General features: G+C 43.6%; 18 protein-coding genes and 1 tRNA gene. 16 read left to right on the forward strand and 3 right to left on the reverse strand.

What is annotated here, in order from left to right:
• Positions 1–69: 69 nt before the first annotated feature.
• Complete coding sequence (locus WIG73_RS11090) at positions 70–3,267, forward strand: polysaccharide deacetylase family protein (protein ID WP_337400586.1); 3,198 nt, start codon at positions 70–72, stop codon at positions 3,265–3,267.
• Between the two features lie 85 nt (positions 3,268–3,352).
• Here WIG73_RS11090 and WIG73_RS11095 read toward each other — a convergent pair whose 3' ends face one another.
• Together WIG73_RS11095 and WIG73_RS11100 are read right to left on the reverse strand one after the other, a co-directional pair.
• Positions 3,353–4,159: a hypothetical protein gene (locus tag WIG73_RS11095; RefSeq protein ID WP_337400587.1), complete on the reverse strand. Its 807-nt coding sequence runs from the start codon at positions 4,157–4,159 to the stop codon at positions 3,353–3,355.
• A gap of 105 nt (positions 4,160–4,264) precedes the next feature.
• Positions 4,265–4,351: transfer RNA gene (locus WIG73_RS11100), tRNA-Leu, on the reverse strand.
• A 344-nt stretch (positions 4,352–4,695) separates the two neighbouring features.
• Here WIG73_RS11100 and WIG73_RS11105 point away from each other — a divergent pair.
• From WIG73_RS11105 to WIG73_RS11145, 9 genes are all read left to right on the forward strand, one after another.
• Positions 4,696–4,968 (forward strand): HU family DNA-binding protein, encoded by a 273-nt coding sequence (locus tag WIG73_RS11105; protein ID WP_177680244.1) that lies wholly within the window; start codon positions 4,696–4,698, stop codon positions 4,966–4,968.
• Between the two features lie 70 nt (positions 4,969–5,038).
• The gene (locus WIG73_RS11110; RefSeq protein WP_337400588.1) at positions 5,039–7,135 is read left to right on the forward strand and encodes a DNA topoisomerase; all 2,097 of its coding nucleotides are present in this window, start codon (positions 5,039–5,041) and stop codon (positions 7,133–7,135) included.
• A gap of 179 nt (positions 7,136–7,314) precedes the next feature.
• Entirely contained in the window at positions 7,315–8,184 is an 870-nt protein-coding gene (rsmA, locus tag WIG73_RS11115; protein ID WP_337400589.1) for a 16S rRNA (adenine(1518)-N(6)/adenine(1519)-N(6))-dimethyltransferase RsmA, read from the forward strand.
• A gap of 164 nt (positions 8,185–8,348) precedes the next feature.
• Positions 8,349–10,118 carry a phosphoenolpyruvate carboxykinase (GTP) gene (locus WIG73_RS11120; RefSeq protein ID WP_249310572.1) on the forward strand — a complete coding sequence of 590 codons (1,770 nt, stop codon included), beginning with the start codon at positions 8,349–8,351 and terminating at the stop codon, positions 10,116–10,118.
• A gap of 67 nt (positions 10,119–10,185) precedes the next feature.
• Positions 10,186–10,449: a hypothetical protein gene (locus WIG73_RS11125; protein ID WP_249310570.1), complete on the forward strand. Its 264-nt coding sequence runs from the start codon at positions 10,186–10,188 to the stop codon at positions 10,447–10,449.
• Positions 10,450–10,646: 197 nt separating this feature from the next.
• Positions 10,647–11,297, forward strand: a complete 651-nt coding sequence (locus WIG73_RS11130) for a bifunctional 2-keto-4-hydroxyglutarate aldolase/2-keto-3-deoxy-6-phosphogluconate aldolase (RefSeq protein ID WP_177679324.1) — start codon at positions 10,647–10,649, stop codon at positions 11,295–11,297.
• Between the two features lie 16 nt (positions 11,298–11,313).
• Positions 11,314–12,336: a PfkB family carbohydrate kinase gene (locus WIG73_RS11135; RefSeq protein WP_177679326.1), complete on the forward strand. Its 1,023-nt coding sequence runs from the start codon at positions 11,314–11,316 to the stop codon at positions 12,334–12,336.
• 67 nt (positions 12,337–12,403) lie between these two features.
• Complete coding sequence (locus WIG73_RS11140) at positions 12,404–13,189, forward strand: amidohydrolase family protein (RefSeq protein ID WP_249310565.1); 786 nt, start codon at positions 12,404–12,406, stop codon at positions 13,187–13,189.
• A 114-nt stretch (positions 13,190–13,303) separates the two neighbouring features.
• A complete protein-coding gene (locus WIG73_RS11145) occupies positions 13,304–14,560 on the forward strand; it encodes an S-layer homology domain-containing protein (protein WP_337400590.1) in 1,257 nt (418 codons plus the stop codon).
• Positions 14,561–14,698: 138 nt separating this feature from the next.
• Here the strand turns inward: WIG73_RS11145 and WIG73_RS11150 are convergent, their stop codons facing one another.
• Positions 14,699–16,651 (reverse strand): DUF5050 domain-containing protein, encoded by a 1,953-nt coding sequence (locus WIG73_RS11150; protein ID WP_337400591.1) that lies wholly within the window; start codon positions 16,649–16,651, stop codon positions 14,699–14,701.
• 257 nt (positions 16,652–16,908) lie between these two features.
• Between WIG73_RS11150 and rpmH the strand changes: the two genes are divergently transcribed.
• The 6 genes from rpmH (at position 16,909) to WIG73_RS11180 (ending at position 20,664) form a co-directional block, all read left to right on the forward strand.
• Positions 16,909–17,043, forward strand: a complete 135-nt coding sequence (gene rpmH / locus WIG73_RS11155; protein ID WP_249310559.1) for a 50S ribosomal protein L34 — start codon at positions 16,909–16,911, stop codon at positions 17,041–17,043.
• 69 nt (positions 17,044–17,112) lie between these two features.
• Positions 17,113–17,472, forward strand: coding sequence for a ribonuclease P protein component (rnpA, locus tag WIG73_RS11160; RefSeq protein WP_337400592.1), 360 nt, complete (start codon positions 17,113–17,115; stop codon positions 17,470–17,472).
• The gene (gene yidD / locus WIG73_RS11165; RefSeq protein ID WP_177678963.1) at positions 17,469–17,723 is read left to right on the forward strand and encodes a membrane protein insertion efficiency factor YidD; all 255 of its coding nucleotides are present in this window, start codon (positions 17,469–17,471) and stop codon (positions 17,721–17,723) included. The genes rnpA and yidD overlap by 4 nt, the downstream gene beginning before the upstream one ends.
• On the forward strand, positions 17,720–18,613 hold the full coding sequence (locus tag WIG73_RS11170) for a YidC/Oxa1 family membrane protein insertase (protein ID WP_249310557.1): 894 nt from the start codon (positions 17,720–17,722) through the stop codon (positions 18,611–18,613). The genes yidD and WIG73_RS11170 overlap by 4 nt, the downstream gene beginning before the upstream one ends.
• Positions 18,614–18,679: 66 nt before the next feature.
• Positions 18,680–19,315, forward strand: coding sequence for an RNA-binding cell elongation regulator Jag/EloR (gene jag, locus WIG73_RS11175; protein ID WP_249310555.1), 636 nt, complete (start codon positions 18,680–18,682; stop codon positions 19,313–19,315).
• A gap of 77 nt (positions 19,316–19,392) precedes the next feature.
• Positions 19,393–20,664, forward strand: a complete 1,272-nt coding sequence (locus WIG73_RS11180) for a replication-associated recombination protein A (protein ID WP_337400594.1) — start codon at positions 19,393–19,395, stop codon at positions 20,662–20,664.
• The last annotated feature ends 2 nt before the right edge of the window (positions 20,665–20,666 follow it).

A 20,666-nucleotide genomic window follows, 5' to 3' on the forward strand; every position in this document is an offset into this window, starting at 1 on the left:
GCAATCAAAACGACCATCTTATTTTAAAACGAGATGGTCGTTTTATTTTACAAGGAAATGAGGGGTTTTATGATTAGAAAACAACTTTATTTACTTCTTGCCATTGTATTCATCCTGCCCGGTTTGGCGCTTCCAGCGGCAAATGCGGCGCCGGACGAGACAACGAAAACCTGGCTGGTTGCAGGTGACAGCATCACCAGCGACTTCTACTGCCGCGGTTATAAAAAATATGACGATTATTTAAAATACTATTTTAACATTGAGCAAGGAAATAATTATCGTTTTGTTAAAACAGCAGTTCCGGGCTTTAAGGTTGAGGACTATTTGAATAACTTTGACGATATGCTGGGGAAATATCAGGCGGAAATCGTTTCTGTTTTTCTGGGGACGAATAACAAATCTGACACAGAGGCAGTGTTTACAGACAAATATAGAACGCTGATTGAAAAAATCGTTCCATCAACGGAAAACATTGCAGCTGGTGTGCCGGAAAACCGTAAAATCATTTTGTTTACACCAATCCCCATGAATTCGAACGGTAGTATTCATAAGCTGACGCAAATTTCAGCGGGAATTAAAACGGTGGCGGAGGAGATGGAAGCACAAGGCTACGACATCACTCACATTGACCTGTCCACAGTCTTTGACAATATTGCTTATGGTACAGATGAAAACCTGCCGGAATTTGCGGATTATTACGAGGCCGACGCCTACCACCCCAACCGCTTTGGGCAAGCAGAAATTGCAAAAGCAATTTTAAAAGGTTTGGGTGTGAAAGACAGCAGCGTTCTTTCCTTAACCCCAAAACAAATGAATGAAACGCAAAAAAAGTTAGACTTTAAAGTAGATTTAAAAAGGGGTAAAAAGCGTGCTGATTTTACTGACATTAACAGCAAACTTACAGATTTAAATAACGCTTTTCTGTCAAGCTTAGCGTCCGCCGCATATGATTCTGTTTTGATTACCGGCGGCAGTGCAACAGCTGGTGCAGCGGCGTCAGCCGGCTTTTGCCAGACATATCCCGAATTCATCAGAATGAAGCTCAGAAACGACTCTCGCTATCAAAACAAGAGAGTGGTTGATTTGTCTAACAGCGGTCAGGAGGCGCAAGCAATTGCAGAGACAATCGGTGCGCAATTCGACGCATATCCTGATGTGACTTGCGCGATCGTAATGCCTGAAATCCCGGCGCTTTACCGGGGTGACGGAACAGGCGCGCCAACGGTTTCAGAATATAAGCAAGCCGTTGCAAAAATTATTTCTGCAGCAAAGTCCCGAAACATTGCGCTTATGCTCCTGACGCCTGTGCCAAGCGCCAAACGGGAAAATAATCTTTTGCTGGAAGCTTTTTCTGAGGCGCTGATTGACGCGGCGGAGGAGGCTTACGCGAAAGACAATGGAATTAAGCTTTGCGTTGCAAATGTTTTTCATGTGCTAAAGCCCATTGCAGACGTGGAATATTTAAGCGAAAGCTATTACGACGAACAAGGCTTTTTAAAAGACAGCGCCCACACGCTGATTTATCTTGCGGCAATGCAGGAAACGGCAGTCGATCTGACAAACATGAGAGTGTCTGTTCCTGCGGACACGACGCTGACCGCAACCCAAACCTTAACCTTTCTGCAAAACTACTATGCAGAAAAAGCGGAGAATGCGTTTTCGCAGGTGGATTTCAGTCAATATGGGTCAAATGAGCAGATACAATTGGCCGATTTAGCAGAAAAATATCTGTCTGAAATCAGAGGTGGAATGGTCACTTACCGCATTGAAAACGCTTATGAAGAACTTTTAAGGGAACTGTCTGGGGTAAAAACGAAGAAAGATAGTGCGGCAAATATTTATTTTTCTGCAGCGGATGGAACGGTCTTTATTTCCTCGCCTGTGGACAAGACAGCAAGCATTGTAATCGCGGTGTTTCATGGCGATACGCTGAAAGACTCATTTTTAATTAAGAATGCTACTTTCAAAAAGGACAAATTATATGAATTTAAAACAGGGTTAACGGTAACGGAAACCGATGAAATTAAAATTATTGAGTCCTGCGATTTAGAAAATGGTGTAATTATTCCGAATACCACTGCCACCGTGTCTTTTCAAAACCGGCCTGCCACCTATTCTATGCTGCTTCCCGGCGGAAAAACAAAGGCGTTTACGTTAAGTTACGACGACGCGCTGGAAAGTGACGAAAAACTGGTGAATATGCTGGACCGGTATGGGGTCAAAGGGACGTTTAATGTCATTTCGGGAAAATTAGGGGGCGTTCAGTCCGGCCATAATCTGCTCCAAATGTATGATGTAAAGCGCGTATATCAAAATCATGAAGCAAGTATGCACGGCTACACCCACCTTCCCCTGCGGGACGAAAACATTACAGCAGAGAACATTGAAACGGAAATTACGAAAGACAGACAAAGAATTACAACTCTAACAGGGATTGAACCGGTGGGCTATGCATATCCCGGCGGTGCAGGCTGGAACAATGCGCTTGTTATTGAGCAGCTCAGAAAGAACAATGTTTTATATGCCCGGCCTGTTGCCACCACCGGGGACTTTACATTGCCTAGTGACTTTTTGGCTTGGAAAATGACATGTCACCACAACAGCGCTCTCAGTTTTGTTGAACCGTTTTTGGCGGATGGGGAAGACCTTCGGGTATTTTCCGTGTGGGGGCACACTTACGAGCTGAATGAAAGCACTCCCAAGTCGTGGAATGTCATGGAAGAATTGCTGACAAAAGTGTCGGACAAAAACGATGTGTGGTATGCCACCAACCGCGAAATTGCCGAATATACAACAGCGTTTCGGAATTTAAAGCAGGCAGGACAGGGAGATGCTGTTTATAATCCATCTGACCAAGATATTTATCTCAAATCGAATGGAAAAACGGTTTTAGTGAAAGCAAATGCCATTGTACCGTTGGAAGATAGCGAAACCTGTTTAAACCAAACTTTGTCAAGCGCGCAAACGGCAGTCATAATAGAATTATTAAACAAATGCACCTCAGCAGAAGTTAACGCGGACGGAATCCTTTTGATAACCTCGCCTGCAGGAATTTGCGGCGATGTTTTCATCGCGGCATATGACGAACAGAACAGACTGGTGGGGGGCGTTGTTCAAAAGGATGTTCAAATAGAGACAAATACGCCATATCACGTAGATATTACTTCTCTTTTATCAGAGGAGGTAAAAAGATTAAAGATACTTTTTATCGAAAATTTAACAACGCTAAGGCCCATTGCAGAAGCAGTAAACGTTTTGGTAAAATAAATAAATCCCCCGATTTTCGGGGGATTTTTGCATCATTAGGTCAAAATAAATGCAGGTGAATTATGCGAATAATCCTTGGTATCGACTAAAAATTTCGGCATGCATTTATATATTCATTTACTTGTTGACGATTTATTTTAATACAGGTCTGCTCCTCGCTACGCTCAAGTTCTGCATATATAGCATTGGTAAGGCAGGTAAGGTTTGACCAGAGTGCCTCTTGTGAAAAATCTCTGACAAGAGTCTTTTTTAGAGTATGTAATTCGAATTCCGGAAGTTTATCAACATCTCTGCCGCGTTCAGTATCAAGAGAATATCGCAAGCCGAGCAATTTTACAAGGAAATTACGTGCGATGTCAAGTTCCGCAATTGCTCTAAAGTATTGTCTGCGTTTTATTGCAACCGCACCGTGCATCAGATTGCTCCACACGCGATCGGAACATTCCAAGAGCGCCTTTGCGTATTCGTCTATTTTTGGATCATTTTTTGTTTTCTCCCAAGAAGTTTGCATCGCCTCCTGAACGGTGCCGGTTTTGTCAAACAGCACTTTCCAATGTGCTCGGGTAGCTGCGGCATCGGTATAGACACCGTAGCCAATGTCAATCTCAAGAAAATTATCGCACAAATAAACTTGCAGCGGTATATCGGGGTCTTGCTTAAAGTAGATAATCGACGCTTTCTTGCTAAGCTCATTTGCGACAGAGTCTTTCACTATATTCAAATTCTCGCCGCTGTCAATTGCTACTACAAAATCTAAATCAGATAATTCATCAGTATAACCAAAGGAGCCTGAACCGACAGCAACTAGTGCTACTATATGCTCGTTCTGCTCTGTAAAGGATACGATGTAATCCATAATACTTTTTCTGTCCGCTGGAGTAAACAATGCCATAATATTACCTCCCGAGCTTATATTAACTGTAAATTGAAAAATCTCTTCTTATAATTAAAAAATTAGGACGAAACAGATATTACATCTATTTCGTCCTGACTTTTTTGGTGCCGCTGGCCGGAGTCGAACCGGCACGGTATCGCTACCGGCGGATTTTGAGTCCGCTACGTCTGCCAATTCCATCACAGCGGCAAAAAACCTGACTTAAATAGTTTAGCATTAAATTCTATTTTTGTCAAGATGAAATTAAAAATCCATTGATTTTTTTTGAAAAATGTGGTATAACCAACTTAACGACAAAATGATGGAGAAGAATCGTATGAATTCAAAACAAAAAAGAATAGCAAGAATTTTAAGCTTCATCGTTGCGCTGGCGATGGTGGTTTCTATTGTGGCTTATGCCGCAATTTTAATCATTGGCTCTAGGTAACGTATTATTAAGCCTTTTTTCATAATATTTTTTTAAAAAATCACTTGTTTTTTTTTAGAAAATATGTTAAAATGTTTTCATATTGTAAAAAAATGAGGTGATAATGATGAATAAGACAGAATTAGTATCGGCAGTTGCAGAAAAGACAGGACTTTCTAAGAAAGATTCTGATGCTGCTGTTAATGCAACAATTGATGCAATCACAGAAAGCTTAAAGAATGATGACAAAGTTGCATTGGTTGGTTTTGGTACATTCGAGGTTCGTGCCCGCGCTGAAAGAATGGGGAAAAACCCGCAGACAGGCGAAGCAATTAAAATTGCGGCTTCAAAGGTACCTGCATTCAAAGCAGGCAAAGCGCTGAAAGACGCGCTGAAATAATTGTAAGAAATTTTTAAGGTGAAAGAGCGGCACCGCTCTTTCACTTTTTTACGTTTAAGAGGGCTTCAAAATGATTTTAATTGTTGCAGAAAAACCAAGCCTTGCGCGAAATATTTCTTCTGCCATAGGCGGAATGAAACGTTTCAATGGGTATCTTGAAGGCAATGGCTTTATCGTAACCTGGGCCTTTGGCCATTTGTTTTCTCTGGCAGATGTGGAATATTACACGGGCGGCAAAGAACCTCGGCCAAAATGGACTATGGATAACCTGCCATGCTTTCCAAAAAAGTTTGAGTTTCAGCTCCGCCGCGATGAAAAAAAGCAGACAGACGGCGGTGTGAAAGCCCAGTTTGAAATTATATCTTCCCTCTGTAACAGGGATGATGTTGAGACCATTGTAAACGCCGGCGACTCAGACCGTGAGGGTGAAATTATTATCCGAACGTGCGTGGACAAAGCGCTGAAACAGCCGAAACAGCTAAAGCGTTTGTGGCTGCCGGACCAGACGCCGGAAACAATTTTAGAAGGCATAAAAGAGCTAAAGGACGAAACAGAATATGACAACCTGGCAAACGAGGGCTATGCACGCACTTTTATCGATTGGCTGTATGGCGTAAATTTAACCCGTTATGCAACTTTAAAATCAGGAAAGCTTCTGCGCGTGGGCCGAGTGATTGTCCCCATTGTGAAGGCAATTTTCGACCGGGACATGGCGATTAAAAACTTTGTGCCGGAAAAATATTTTGGAATTTTCAGCAAAGAAGAAACAAACGGCGCGGAAATTGAGCTTCTTTCAAAAGAAAAGTTCTCAAAGGAAAAGCTGGCCGAAGCACAGGTTCTTTGTGCAAAATATAACAATGAAAAGGCAGTTGTCACCTCGGTAAAACGTAAAAAGGACACGTTAAAGCCGGGAAAACTGTATTCTCTTACAAAACTGCAAAATGCGCTGGGGAAAAAATATAAAATGTCTATGGAAGAAAGCCTTAACACGGTGCAGGGTTTATATGAAAAGGGGTATGTGACCTATCCGAGAACAAACTCGGAATATCTGGCTGTGGCAGAGCAGGATAAGGTGAAGAAAGTAATTGCGGCTGTTGGCGGCATTGGCTATCCAGTGGCGTTTCAGTTTTCCAAAACCATTTTTGACGACAGCAAAATTGAATCCCACTCCGCGCTGACGCCAACAACCAAAATACCAAAAAAAGAGCACTTGTCGGACAAGGAATATGCTGTTTACAGCACCATTATGAGAAGGTTTGTGGCGGTGTTCTGCGCGGAAAAGTGCGTTGCAGAAAAAACAGAAATTAAAATCAGCGTCGGCGGCTTAGAAGAATTTACGCTCAGAGGAACAGTGATTTTAGAGCCGGGCTGGACAAAATATGACGATTATTTAAAAAAGGATAAGCTGTTGCCGCCCTTAAAAAAGGGTGACGCGGTAAACATTCACTTTAAGCCGGTGGAAAAGGAAACAAGCCCGCCAAAGCACTATACCATTGAAACGTTAAACAACTATTTAAAAAATCCCTTTCGGGAAGAAAAGGCGAATGCCCAGTCAGAAGATGACTCAGAGGAATACCGCGCGGTGTTCGAGGGCTTGGAGCTGGGCACAGAAGCTACCAGAACAGGAATTATCGACAATGCCAGAAAAAGCGGCTATATTATGCTGAAAAAAGATGTTTATACCATTTTAAAAGATGGAGAATTTCTGATTGAAGCGTTAATGCGAATGGGAATTAACATGGACAAATATAAAACGGCTGAGCTTGGCAAAGCGTTGAAAAAGGTTTACCGATCGGAGTGTTCCATTCTTGACAGCGTTCATCTTGCGGAGCAGGAAATTGCTGCGGTATTTCAAAAAAAGGCAGTGCCGCCGGAACTGGACGCAGACAATGGATTTATGGGTGACGCAGCAGGAACGTGTCCCCTGTGCGGCGGGGAAGTTCGAAGAACAAGCTTTGGATATGGCTGCAGCAAATATAAAGAGGGCTGCAAATTTACGATTAATGGCGTGATTTGCGGCCGGGTAATTTCACTTAGCAATGTAAAAAAATTGCTCTCAGAGGGCGAAACATATAAGATTGAAGGGTTCATCTCTCCCAAAAGCGGCAAGGTGTTCAGCGCCAAATTAAAGCTTGATAACGGCAGGGCGGTATTTGATTTTCGTTAATCATTGCCATCCTGTTGTTTTAACGACTTTTGAATGATTTGTGTCTGAATGGTTAATTTTGTTAGATTTGTTGGAATTTCTAAAAGTAATATGCTATAATGAAACTCGCTGATAAGAATTTGTGCCGGTGTGTGCAAATAGGTTATATACTGAACAGTTAGAATTCGAGGTGTATTATTTTGCTGAAACTGAATAACAGAAATGTGATAAAAGGTCAGATGAACGAACGAGGCCTTAAGTTTAACAAAGCTTTGGGACAAAACTTTTTAATAGACGATTCCATTTTGGATAAAATCGTTGAGGCTTCAGAAATTGACGCAGACACAAATGTTTTGGAAATTGGCCCCGGTGCCGGGGCGTTAACCTGCAGGCTTGCAGCAGCGGCCAAAAAGGTAGCGGCGGTAGAAATTGATACGGGGCTTTTGCCGCTTTTGGGCGAGAATTTGTCCGGGTTTGATAATGTAAATATTATTCATGGCGACATTATGGACCTTTCTTTAAAAGAACTTTTTGAAAATGAGTTTGAGAGCGGCACCGTAAAAGTTGTTGCAAATCTTCCATATTACATCACCACGCCAATTGTGATGAAGCTGCTGGAGGAAAATCCGGGGTTTGAGAGCTTGGTCATTATGGTGCAAAAAGAGGTTGCGCAGCGCCTTACCGCTCACCCTGGTGACAAAAACTGCGGCGCAATTACCTACAGCGTAAACTTTTGCTGCGAGGCCGAAACGGTGATTGATGTTCCACCCGAGGCATTTATGCCCGTTCCAAAGGTTTGGTCCTCCGTCATAAAACTGACGGCGCGTCAAAAACCGCCTGTGGACGTTATAGACGAACAGCACTTTTTTACCCTGATTAAAGCGGCGTTTTTAATGCGCCGGAAAACATTTTTAAACTGTGTTTCGCAAAACGAGGTAATTAACGTGAAAAAAGAGACGCTGCGCGAGATTCTGCGGGAGCTTCATATTTCTGAAAATATCCGCGGAGAGGCGCTGTCGTTGGTACAATTTTCACAAATATCCAATGCGATTCTAAAAAGAAATTTGTAGAATAAAACGGGTTATATTTTTAACAAAGTGCTGTTAATTTTGGGGAAAATAGTGTATAATTAAAATGAATAAATTTACGTGTGATATTTCATGCTGTTGGTACATATATATAAAAATAGCTGAATACTCACGAAAAGCACCCGACGGTGAAAGGAGAAATGAAAATGACGAACAACAAAACAGTGCTTAGCTGGCTTGATGAAATGGCAGCTATGACCACACCCGACGAAATCGTTTGGATTGACGGTTCTGAAAAACAATTGGAGGACTTAAGGGCCGAAGCAGTTTCAACAGGTGAGATGATTCAATTAAACCAGGAAAAACTCCCGGGCTGTTATTATCATAGAACAGCGGAAAACGACGTTGCCCGCGTTGAGGACAGGACATTTATCTGCACCCCCACAGAGGAGGAAGCGGGTCCGGTGAACAACTGGATGGCTCCTGAGCAGATGTATGCAAAATTAAAGGCGCTTTACACCGGCTCCATGAAGGGCAGAACCATGTATGTAATTCCTTATTCCATGGGACCTGTCGGCTCCCCGTTTTCTAAAATCGGCATTGAGCTGACCGACAGCATTTATGTTGTTTTAAACATGGCGATTATGACAAGGATCGGCCAGAAAGTGTTAGACCAACTTGGCGACAGCGCTGATTTTGTAAAATGCCTTCACGCGAAAAAAGATGTGAATCCCGACGAAAGATATATCGTGCATTTCCCACAGGATTCCACAATCTGGTCTATTAACTCCGCATACGGCGGAAACGTGCTGCTGGGCAAAAAATGTTTTGCACTCAGAATTGCTTCTTACCTCGGTAAAAAAGAAGGTTGGATGGCAGAGCATATGCTCATTTTAGGACTGGAAAACCCACAGGGCGAAGTGAAATACATCTGTGCTGCATTCCCGTCTGCCTGCGGCAAAACAAACCTGGCAATGTTAATTCCGCCGGAATATTTAAAAGAAAAAGGCTACAAGGTTTGGACGGTCGGCGACGACATTGCATGGCTTCGGATTGGTAAGGACGGAAGACTCTATGCAATCAACCCGGAAGCAGGCTTCTTTGGCGTTGCTCCTGGCACAAGCGAAAAAACAAACTTTAATGCGTTAGAATCTGCAAAGAAAAATACAATTTTCACAAACGTTGCAATCAATAATGCCGACAACACCGTTTGGTGGGAAGGGCTTGACAAGAACCCTCCGGAAGACTGCACAGAGTGGACAGGAAAGCTTGTTAACGGCAAAACTTATGAAGGCAAGCTTGCACATCCCAATTCCAGATTTACAGCTCCGGCAATTAACTGCCCGTGCATTTCCAGTGAATTTGAAAATCCGGAAGGCGTTCCGGTTTCTGCAATTGTATTTGGCGGCAGACGTGCAAAAACTGCTCCGCTGGTTTACCAGGCAAGAGACTGGCAGCACGGCGTGTTTGTTGGCGCAACCATGGCTTCTGAAACCACAGCGGCCGCTGCAGGTGCGGTTGGCGTTGTAAGACGCGACCCCATGGCAATGAAACCGTTTGTTGGCTACAACATGGCGGACTATTTTGCACATTGGATTGAAATGGGCAAGAAAATGGATGCTGACAAAGCTCCGAAGATTTTCCACGTTAACTGGTTCAGACAGGACGAAAACGGCAACTTTATCTGGCCTGGATTTGGCGACAACATGCGCGTGCTGCTTTGGATTTTAGATAGATGCGAAGGCAAAAAAGACGCAGTGGAAAGCCCCATTGGCTATCTGCCGAAGAAAGAGGATCTTGACGTTAACAACCTCGACATTGACGATGCAACAATGGAAGAATTGTTGACCGTTGACAAAGCAGTATGGCTGGAAGACGTTGAAAATCAGGAACAGTATTTTGCACAGTTCGGCGACAGGCTTCCGAAGGAAATTAAAGAAGAACTGGAAACACTGAAAAAGAACTTGTCAAAATAATTTCATGTTTAATAGGCAGCGTTGTCTGTTAAAAATAAAAATTGAAGATTTATGAGGAGGAAATAGGATGAAGAACAAACTTGTGCTCGGAATCCTCAGCTGTGTAGTGGCTGTTGGCTGTTTAACCGGCTGCGGCAACGGCGATGCTGATTCAGCTGCAACAAACACGGAGGCACCTGCAAAAACAACTGTGTCGCCTGCGGCGTCTGCAAAGCCAGAAACTACAACACCTGAAACCAAATCCTCTGCGGCTCCCACAACAGCGGAAGCAAGCCCCTCCGGTTCTCCGGCGGCAAGCGCTTCGCCGAACGCAGCGGCTGCGGCAGAGTAAATCTACAATTGATAAAATTTTAAAATTACTAAAGATAAGTTAGGCCGTGCACTTTTAAAGTGCACGGCTTTTTTCAGCATTTTTAGGTAAACCTTTCACGGCATGAAAGCAAGAAATTTTATTGACTTTTTTCGCGGAATATGGTAAAGTATAATCTGGATTGGATTTGAGTTAAAATTTACAAGGAGTGACGAAATATGGATAAGGAAAAGGTAATTACCAGAATTTGTGACGCTGGTATTGTTGCTGTTGTCAGAGCGTCTGACAGCGAGCAGGCAATGCGGATTACCGACGCCTGCATTGAGGGCGGCGTTGCTGCAATTGAGCTTACATTTACTGTTCCTGGCGCACATCGGGTAATTGAAGAACTGGCAAAACGATATACCCCTGAAGAAATTATTTTGGGCGCGGGCACTGTGCTGGATTCAGAAACAGCAAGAGTTGCGATTTTATCCGGTGCACAGTATATTGTAAGTCCCTACTTTAATGCAGATTCTGTTAAGCTTTGTAATCGTTACAGGGTTCCGTGCATGCCCGGCGCAATGACGATTAAAGAAGTGGTTGAGGCAATGGAAGCCGGTGCAGACATTGTAAAAGTGTTCCCAGGCGAAGCATTTGGGCCGAAAATCTTAAAAGCAATTAAAGGACCTATTCCGCAGGCAAAATTAATGCCTACCGGCGGTGTTGACGTAAATAATGTTGGCGAGTGGATCAAAAATGGTGCAGTTGCAGTTGGAGCCGGCGGCGCGTTAACCGCAGGCGCTAAAACAGGCGACTATGCGCAGATTACGAAAACTGGCCGCGAGTTCATTCAAAAAATTAAAGAGGCCAGAGGCCTTAATTCATGATTGGAGGTAAATAAATATGGCAAAGGTAGTAACATTCGGCGAAATTATGCTCAGACTGCAAACGCCGGATTATCAGAGATACATACAGGCAAAAAGTTTTGATGCCGTTTACGGCGGCGGAGAAGCAAACGTTGCAGTTTCCCTTGCAAACTATGGACACGACGCTTACTACGTAACCAAGCTTCCGGAAAATCCGCTGGGAGCGGCATGTGAGTCGGAGCTTAGAAAATACGGCGTTCATACCGATTATATTGCCCACGGCGGCGAGCGTTTGGGCATCTATTTTGTTGAAAAGGGCGCGTCACAGAGGGCGTCTAACGTTGTGTATGACCGGGCACATTCTTCCATTTCTACAGCAAAAACAGAGGATTTTGATTGGGATAAGATTTTTGACGGTGCAAAGTGGTTCCACTTTACCGGCATCACTCCGGCTGTTTCCGATGATGCAGCGAAAATCAGCCTTGAGGCCTGCAAAGCTGCGAAGGCAAGAGGCGTGGAAATAAGCTGTGACTTAAACTTTAGAAAAAAACTTTGGTCCAGCGAAAAGGCCGGCAAGGTAATGGGCGAACTTATGCAGTATGTTGACGTGGTCATTGCCAATGAAGAAGATGCGGAAAAGGTGTTTGGCATTAAAGCCTCTCAGACGGACATCACATCAGGAAAGCTCAGCGACGAAGGCTACAAAGAGGTTTGCCAGCAATTAATTGACAGGTTTGGTGTGAAAAAGGTTGCAATTACACTGCGTGAGAGCATTTCGGCTTCTGTGAATAATTGGTCGGCACTTCTTTATGATGGAAAAGATTTTTATAAATCAAAAAAATATACCATTAACATTGTAGACAGAGTCGGCGGCGGCGATTCTTTCGGCGGCGGTTTAATTCACGCGCTGCTGGAGAATTACAGTATGCAGGATACCATTGAATATGCGGTTGCTGCGTCTTGCTTAAAACATACCATCGAGGGTGACTTTAATTTAGTTTCTGAGTCCGAAGTAAAAGCTTTAATGGGCGGCGACGGTTCAGGACGGGTACAGAGATAGTTGATTCTGTTTTATCAGCGGCGCAGCTTTTGTAAGCTGTGCCGTTTCATGTTTGGGAGTGAAAATATTGCCTGAAAAAATAGTAGATATTCATGCACATGCGTTTGACGACAAAATTGCGGTAAAAGCAACTGAAAATTTGCACCATTATTACGACATTCAGCCGGCAGCAGACGGAAGGCTGGTGCACCTGACGGAGAGCGCGAAAAAAAATAAAATTGATAAGCTGGTGGTTTGTGCAACCGCCACAAAACCAAAACAGGTGCAGATGATTAACGACTATGTTTCCTCGCTTTTAAGCGAACACATTGTTGGCTTTGGAACGCTGCACTGCGATTTTGACGAAATGGACGCTGAAATAAACCGTTTCAAAGAACTGGGCCTATCGGGGATTAAGTTTCATCCGATTTTTCAAGGCTTTAAAATTGACGATGACAAGGCCATGCAAATGTATGAAAAAATTGGCAGCAAGTTTCCCGTGCTGATTCACGTGGGCGACAAAAACGTGAAAGACGCAACGCCAGGGCGGTTGGCAAGCGTTATGAAAGAGCTGCCCCAGGTGACCTTTATCGCCGCTCATTTAGGCGGATATGGCGAGTGGGAGGAAGCAAAAAAATACCTTATTGGTAAAAATGTGTATATTGATACCTCAAGTTCCATTCGGTTCCTGCCGCCGGAAGAGTCTGCGGCCATTATCAGGGCTCATGGGACTGACAGGGTTCTATTCGGAACGGATTATCCGCTTTCAAATCATAAATTTGAATTTGAATGTATGAAAAAGCTAAATTTAACAAATGATGAATATGAAAAAATTTATTGGAAAAATGCATTCCAATTATTAAATTTAAAATAATATTCTTACAAAACTGTTAAAATGTATCGGGAATATATTTGCTTTGCATGCAGAAATTAAATGTATGAAAATATCAACATTAGATGTTTTCAAATTTAATTTTGGAGGTGTGAAATGAAAAAATTATCGGTAACATTTATAACAGTTTTTATGTTTCAGTTGTTATTATATCCACTGACGGCGTTCGCACAAACTTTGGTTGCAAACGATTTTACAAAATCTACCCCCAGGGATACGACGCTTTCTTTCAGCGCAAACGATTTTATAGGAAGCGCAAATCCGCCCAGCGGGAAGAGTTTGGTTTCCATTCGGTTTGACCAGGTGACAAACCCCACGGCCGGAAATTTAAAGCTTAATGGAAGTGTGGTGGGCAAGGGGAACACCGTTTCTGTGGGCGATTTAAACGGTCTGACCTTTGTACCCACAACCGGATATGAAGGAGAAGCAATTTTTACCTGGACGGCAAACTATGGGGGGGCACAGTCGCCTTATCCCGGTGCTGTTGTCATAACAATTGGCTCAGGAGTGGAAACCCCTTCTGTAATCCCGGAGGGAGAACAAACAGAGGAGGGCGAAACGCCGCAGGAGCCACAGACGCCGGCAGTTCCGGAAAAAGGCGAAACCCAGCAGCCCCAGCAGGAGAATTATGCTGAAAAAGAAAATTATGACGGCAAATCTGAAAACAATGCACAGCAAAATGCAGAAGTGAAGCAGGAAGAAACGAAAGAAGCGGCGCCCAGCCAAAATAACGAGTTAAAGCCTCTCAGATATGAGGATATGCTTTCTCACTGGGGTGCATATTCTGCTGGTATGCTTGCATCGCGGGGCTATGTAATCGGTGAAGATTTCGGAAACAATTTTTATTTTAATCCGGACGAAAAAATCAACCGGTTTGAATTTGTGCTGATGGTTAACGCCATTTTTGGCGTGAAACCAAAAGACAGCCTGGCCGACAATCCGTTTTCAGACAAAAACGTTCCCTCTTATGTAATGCGAGTGGGCATTGCGGCCTATGAATATGATATTATTGCAGGCACAAAGGGGAAGGATGGGCTGCTTTATTTTAATCCCTATGACTCAATTACAAGGGCTGAAGCAATTACGATTGTGGACTATGCCCTGCGGCTTGATTCCTATGGTGTGGACGAAGCGGAGTTTAAAGATGTGACAAACATTCCAGACTGGGCAATGCAGTCTGTGAAAAATTTAGAGGCATATGGCATCATTCAAGGGTATGAGGATAACACAATCCGGCCATATACTAGCATCACCCGCGCACAGGCTGCTGAAATGATTTGGCAGGCTTTAAAATTTTTAGATGTGAAACGAACCTCAAACGCGGTGTTTACAACCGTTATTTACGGAGATTAACAAAAAAACGGGACTGCCTGACAGGCAATCCCGTTTTTTAAAAAAGGGGGACAGCATCGCGTAGATGCCAATGTATTTTGTGAGGTCTATTTTCATTATGCTCACATTATTTTTTATTTATACATAGAACTTTATTTTTTATTCGGCAGGCTCAGCATCAGGAGCCTGAGATACGTCCGCCTGGTCGCCTTCCGGAGTGTCGGTATTCTGGCCGTCCCCATCCTGCGGCGCGGCGTCACTGGTTAACAGCTGCTCAAAGCCTGTACCGTCAGCTTTCACCCTGCACATGCCCTGGGTAGCAATGTAAATAATAACGTCGTCATCCAACACATTAAAGATTTGCACTTCGCCAGAAACCAGCTGTTTGATGTCGCCTGTGGCAAAATCCATGGCATAGAGCGCCGGTGCAGCCTGCGCTTCCGATTCACCTGACAGCGAATTTAAATAGTCCTCTCTGTTTAAACCAATGAAGAAAAGCTTGTCGCTGTTGGCATTCATATAAGTAACCATATACTGCTGGCCAAGTTCGGAAACCCCGCCGTCTTTTAAGTTTTTGCGTACGATGGTATAATCCAAATCTGCACCGCTGGAAATCTTGTTGCCTTTGGATGCGTCGTTATACATTCTTACATAGTATAAATCGTCGCCGTTGATTAAGAAAGAAGCAACCGGCACGTCAATTACCACTTGTTTGTCTTTGCCGTTTAGATCCATAGAGTACAGATTATATGCCTGCCACTCGTCTTCGTTGTCGGTGAGGTAATAAATTCTGTCGCCGTAAATGGAGCATGCGCTAATGCTTTCCTCGCTGATGAGTTTGGACTTTTTGCTGTCTAAGTCCATCTTATAAAGATGGCGGAATGTTTTCATCTGTCCCTGTGCGGCCAGAGTCTGACATTGTTCTTCCGGCAGTTTGTCCGGATTGTCGTAATCCACCTTGATGTAATACATGGTGTTTCCGAGCACCGAGAGGAACGAAGCGCCCGTATCCAAAACTGGCTCGATGGTCTGACCGTCTTTCGAGATGCGTTTTACATAGCCGTTTTCAACATCTACAAAATAAATCCAGTCTTTTGTAACGTTTAATGAACCGCCGGCTGCGTCGGTTAAGGTTGTTTTTTCTTTTGAAATTTTGTTTTCTTTAATCAAGTGGAAGTTATAAGACGTGTTATCCAGTGCAAGATAATACACGTTTTCCTCGTCTGAAGCAATCAGCCCGCTCTGGAACATCAGGTTTGCCGGAGTGTTGCCCTGAATATGTTCTGTTACTTCTGCAAGTTTTACATTGCCGGTTTTTTCATAGTTTTCATAGGCTTTTAAATAGTCACCGCTTTGCAGCGCCTTGTCAGCGCTGGAATTTAATACGGCACGGTAAATAAAGAAGCCGGCGCAAGCCACAATTGCGGCTGCAATAAGTACGATTAATGCAATCAGCAAGGATTTCTTTAATTTTGCTTTTTTCAGTTCTTTTTCCGCTTTTAAGCGTTCCTCTTCTTCAAGCCTTTGCTTTTCAGCCTCTTCCTGTGCCTTTACAATGGTTTCTCTTAAGGCATCTCTGGAACTGAACTTTGCCAAAACATCGCTTTTCGCCCGTCCGCAGCGGACACAGTTTTCTGCATCAACAAAGTTTGCCCGTCCGCACACGCATCTCCAATAGTTACCGTGTTCAGACGAAAAGCATATCGCCTCCGGCACAAACTGGCGCAGAAGCATTGCATCGTCTATAGAGGCTTCCGAATCATCGGCATCAACGGTGTGGTTTTCCGACGGTTCATAGGAGGTGCCGTCGGAAAATGTTACGCTGTCAACTACTACAACAAAGTGTTTTGCGTCTTCAATTCCTACCAGGGAAACGGCTTTCGATTCAGCAAAAAATGTTTTAGGCTGCGCGTTTAACCCGTCTAACGCAACGGGAACTGTTCCCAGCTCGCCGCCGTTCGCGTCGTAGGCCAAAACGTGAAAAGTTAAAGCAGCAATTTCCTTTTCGCTTAAATTGAAAAGCTTTAGTAAAAGGTAAGGTTCGTTTGTTTCGGAATTGGTTTTTACAATTGTCCCTTGATTTTCAACAGGACAGGACAAATCAATTTGCATAAATGTTCCTCCCAAAAAAATATTCGTCTATAAAGACTTGTACAATGTATTTCATTATATCACAGGATAAAAAAGGATAACAAGTGTTTTATTAAAATTTTACTATTTATTCATATAATTTGCGGGCAATGCGCAAAACAAAATTCTTTAAATTTTGAAAAAGGTATTGACATTTAAAGATTATTTATGTATAATATTTAAGGATACACAGGGAATTTGTGGTGTGCTGTGACAGTTATTTACAGGAGGTGTGGCACTTGCTCAGAACATATCAGCCGAATAGGCGCAAAAGAAAAAAAGATCATGGCTTCAGAAACAGAATGAGTTCTCGTTCGGGTAGAAAGGTTTTAGCCAGAAGAAGACTGAAGGGCAGAAAGGTTTTATCTGCATAACCTTGAATTTATGAACATTTGGTCGCTGAGGGCATTTCTTCAGCGACTTTATTCATAGTTTACAAAAACATGAAAAATACGATAAGTTTAAACAGAAACGAACAGTTTTTATCCGTCTACAGAAACGGAAAAAGGTCATACCACAAATACTTTACGCTGTACTATTTGCCTAACGGGCTTAATCAGAACCGTTTGGGTTTTAGAGTTGGAAAAAAATTAGCCAAAGCCGTGAAACGCAACCGTGTAAGAAGGCTTTTAAAAGAAAGCTACAGGCTTTCGGAAGCAAACATCAAACCGGGATATGATTTGATTCTGGCGGCTCGGGAAGGCAGCCTGACCATTGATTCGCTGGAAGACGTTTCGCACATAACGGACAGGCTTTTTGGCCGCGCCGGACTATTCTTGCGCACCGGCAAGCAAAAGGTATGAAAACACTTTTAATTCGATTGATTCGTCTTTATCAAAAATATGTTTCACCGCTGAAAAGACCCTGCTGCCGGTTTTACCCCACGTGCTCGTCCTATGCGATTGAGGCGATTGAAAAGAAGGGCGTAATCCGAGGGGGATTTATGTCGGTTTGGCGTGTGCTTCGATGCAATCCGTTTGGAAAAGGCGGATTCGACCCTGTAGAGAAGACGGATACAAACATTACTGGAAAAATTGAAGGAGGAAAATCTTGAACTCTGTTTTTGATATTATCAACGTTCCTCTTGGTTATCTGTTCAAGTGGATTTATTATGTAGTTGGGAATTACGGCTGGACAATCATTTTATTTACGCTTATCATGAAGCTGATTCTGTTTCCGCTCACTTTAAAACAGCAAAGATCAATGAAAAAAACGCAGGCGATTCAGCCGAAGCTTGCTAAAATTCAGGAGAAGTATAAATATGATCAGGAAAAACTGAATCAGGAAACAATGAAGCTTTATCAGGAGGCCGGCGTAAACCCCATGGGTGGTTGCCTTCCTATGCTGATCCAGTTCCCAATTCTGATTGCGCTGTATAATATCATCAGAAAGCCAATCAGCTATGTTATGATGCTGTCGAACGACGTTATCATGCAGATTTACGAGCGGATAAACGGTTCCGCCGCCGCTGATTTTGCCCGGATTGACCAGATTGACCTGGCCAATAAAATGCGGGGCTCATTCGATAAAGTAGGCGAGTTTATCAGCTCCCACGACCTGATTAATTTTGACTTTTTTGGATTTAACCTGTCGGTTACGCCGACGCTGCAGTATATTTCCGAACATTGGATTTATGTTCTAATTCCGATAGTAGCCGGCGGCACTACGTTTTTAGTGTCCCATATCTCAAACAAAATGAGCGGAATGGCGTCGCAGGAAAATAACCCCACTGCATCCAGTATGAAAGTTATGAACTATTTGTTCCCGTTGATGACAGCGTGGTTTGCGGTTACACTTCCTGCTGGCTTAGGCCTTTATTGGACGGTTTCGAACCTGTTTCAGATTTTGCAGATGTATTTAATGAACAAGCATATCACGGTAGATGTGCCTGTGGACGAGGACAGGCCTGCGCACTACAGAGAGCGTAAGAAAAAGAAGAAATAAGTTGTTCTGGTTTATATTCTGCCCGCGGATATAACCATAGACATCGAATATGCGGGAGGAAAGGCTATGAAATTTGAGATGAGTAAATGTGTAGAAAAATCGGCCAAAACCGTTGATGAAGCTGTAAAGCTCGCTTTAGCGGAACTGGGCCTTGATCGGGATAATGTTGAAATTGAAGTAATTGAAGAGGGCAGCCGAGGGCTGTTTGGGTTAGGCGCGAAAGATGCGGTTGTGAAAGTTACGCCCAACATTAATTTAGAAGGCCGCGCGCGGGAATTTTTAGACAATGTGTTTGTTTCCATGGGGCTGAGGGTTGAACTGGACGTAAAAACAGAAGGCAAAATCATGACGATTAACTTAATTGGTGACAATTTAGGAATTATCATTGGAAAACGCGGCGACACCTTAGATGCTTTAGAGCATTTGGTAAACCTGTGCGTTAATAAAGGCGACGGCGAATATGTGAAAGTGATTTTAGACGCAGAAGATTACCGCGCAAGACGGGAGCAGACGCTGATTAAGCTTGCGAAAAATCTTGCGGCGTCTGTAACGCGAAATAACCGGAAGATTACACTTGAGCCTATGCACTCAAACGAACGGCGGATCATTCACGCTACGCTGCAGAACAATCCGAATGTGGACACGTTCAGCATTGGCGACGAACCAAACAGAAAAGTGGTTATTGCACCGAAAAAGAAATAATTTAAGATTTTTAAAAAAGGTCTGTTAAACATTCGTGTTAACCAGGCCTTTTTTAACACGAAAAGGGAGTGATTGATATGACCGGCCCGCTGGCAGACAGGATTAGACCGGAAACATTAGAAGATTTTGTTGGGCAAAGTCATCTGATTGCCCCCGGAAAGCTCCTCTATAATTTAATTCATGCTGGAAAAATATCGAATATGATTTTCTTCGGCCCTTCCGGCACTGGGAAAACTACAATGGCAAATATAGTTGCAAAAATGTCTAATAAACGCTTGTATAAGTTAAACGCTACCAATGCTTCGGTTGCTGACGTAAAAGCAGTGATTGCTGACGTAGGTTCGCTGGGCAGTGAAAACGGCATTTTGCTCTATTTGGATGAAATTCAAAACTTTAATAAAAAGCAGCAGCAGTCCCTGCTGGAGGTAATTGAAAACGGCTCGGTTACGCTGATTGCAAGCACCACGGAAAACCCTTATTTTTATGTGTATAACGCGATTTTAAGCCGTTCTGCGGTGTTTGAGTTTAAGCCGCTGGAAGTGAAAGACATTTTAAAGGCCATACGCCGCGGCGTTTGCATTTTAGAAGACGAGCTGAAGCTGCAAATTGAGTTTTCCGACTTTGCTTTTGCGGCAATTGCCGAAACTTGCGGCGGCGACGTGAGAAAGGCGCTCAATACGCTGGAAATGTGCGTAATGTCTGCAGGTGACACACCTGACGGCACCCTCCATATTAGTGTTGAAATGGTGGAGCAGGCGTCTTCTAAAAAGGCGTTTCGTCACGACCGGGACGGAGACAGCCACTACGACGTTCTGTCAGCGTTTCAGAAATCTATCCGCGGCAGCGACCCGGACGCGGCAGTGCACTATCTTGCGCGGATTTTAGCCGCAGGCGATTTACAGTCGGCCTGCCGCAGGCTGATGGTAACAGCTTCGGAGGACATTGGTTTGGCGTATCCGGCGGCGGCAAGCATTGTGAAAGCCTGTGTGGACAGCGCGTTGCAGGTGGGCCTTCCGGAAGCGCGGATTCCCCTTTGCCACGCAGTGCTCCTTTTGGCAACTGCGCCGAAATCAAACGCCGTTATTTGCGCCATTGACGAAGCCATGCACGACATTGAATCGGGCGATACAGGAGATGTTCCTCAGCATTTAAAAGATGCACATTACGGCGGTGCAAAAAAGCTTGGCCGCGGAATTGAATACAAATATCCGCATGAATTCCCCAATCATTATGTGAAGCAGGACTATTTACCCGAAAAACTCCGGGGGAAAAAATATTACAGGCCGCAAAACAATAAAAATGAAACGGCCATTAAAAACTACTGGGAACAAATAAAAAAGGACGATTAAAG

This window comes from Congzhengia sp., from assembly GCF_037235575.1.
Classification (GTDB): Bacteria; Bacillota; Clostridia; order UBA1381; family UBA9506; genus Congzhengia; species Congzhengia minquanensis.

Excerpts from the sequence above, each read along its gene's own strand:
- WIG73_RS11130 (WP_177679324.1), top strand. The coding sequence starts at position 10,647 with ATGGATAAGGAAAAGGTAATTACCAGAATTTGTGACGCTGGTATTGTT.
- WIG73_RS11120 (WP_249310572.1), top strand. The coding sequence starts at position 8,349 with ATGACGAACAACAAAACAGTGCTTAGCTGGCTTGATGAAATGGCAGCT.
- WIG73_RS11135 (WP_177679326.1), top strand. The coding sequence starts at position 11,314 with ATGGCAAAGGTAGTAACATTCGGCGAAATTATGCTCAGACTGCAAACG.
- WIG73_RS11150 (WP_337400591.1), bottom strand. The coding sequence starts at position 16,651 with ATGCAAATTGATTTGTCCTGTCCTGTTGAAAATCAAGGGACAATTGTA.
- jag (WP_249310555.1), top strand. The coding sequence starts at position 18,680 with ATGAAATTTGAGATGAGTAAATGTGTAGAAAAATCGGCCAAAACCGTT.
- WIG73_RS11180 (WP_337400594.1), top strand. The coding sequence starts at position 19,393 with ATGACCGGCCCGCTGGCAGACAGGATTAGACCGGAAACATTAGAAGAT.
- WIG73_RS11145 (WP_337400590.1), top strand. The coding sequence starts at position 13,304 with ATGAAAAAATTATCGGTAACATTTATAACAGTTTTTATGTTTCAGTTG.
- WIG73_RS11125 (WP_249310570.1), top strand. The coding sequence starts at position 10,186 with ATGAAGAACAAACTTGTGCTCGGAATCCTCAGCTGTGTAGTGGCTGTT.
- WIG73_RS11095 (WP_337400587.1), bottom strand. The coding sequence starts at position 4,159 with ATGGCATTGTTTACTCCAGCGGACAGAAAAAGTATTATGGATTACATC.
- WIG73_RS11090 (WP_337400586.1), top strand. The coding sequence starts at position 70 with ATGATTAGAAAACAACTTTATTTACTTCTTGCCATTGTATTCATCCTG.
- WIG73_RS11105 (WP_177680244.1), top strand. The coding sequence starts at position 4,696 with ATGAATAAGACAGAATTAGTATCGGCAGTTGCAGAAAAGACAGGACTT.
- rnpA (WP_337400592.1), top strand. The coding sequence starts at position 17,113 with ATGAAAAATACGATAAGTTTAAACAGAAACGAACAGTTTTTATCCGTC.
- yidD (WP_177678963.1), top strand. The coding sequence starts at position 17,469 with ATGAAAACACTTTTAATTCGATTGATTCGTCTTTATCAAAAATATGTT.
- WIG73_RS11110 (WP_337400588.1), top strand. The coding sequence starts at position 5,039 with ATGATTTTAATTGTTGCAGAAAAACCAAGCCTTGCGCGAAATATTTCT.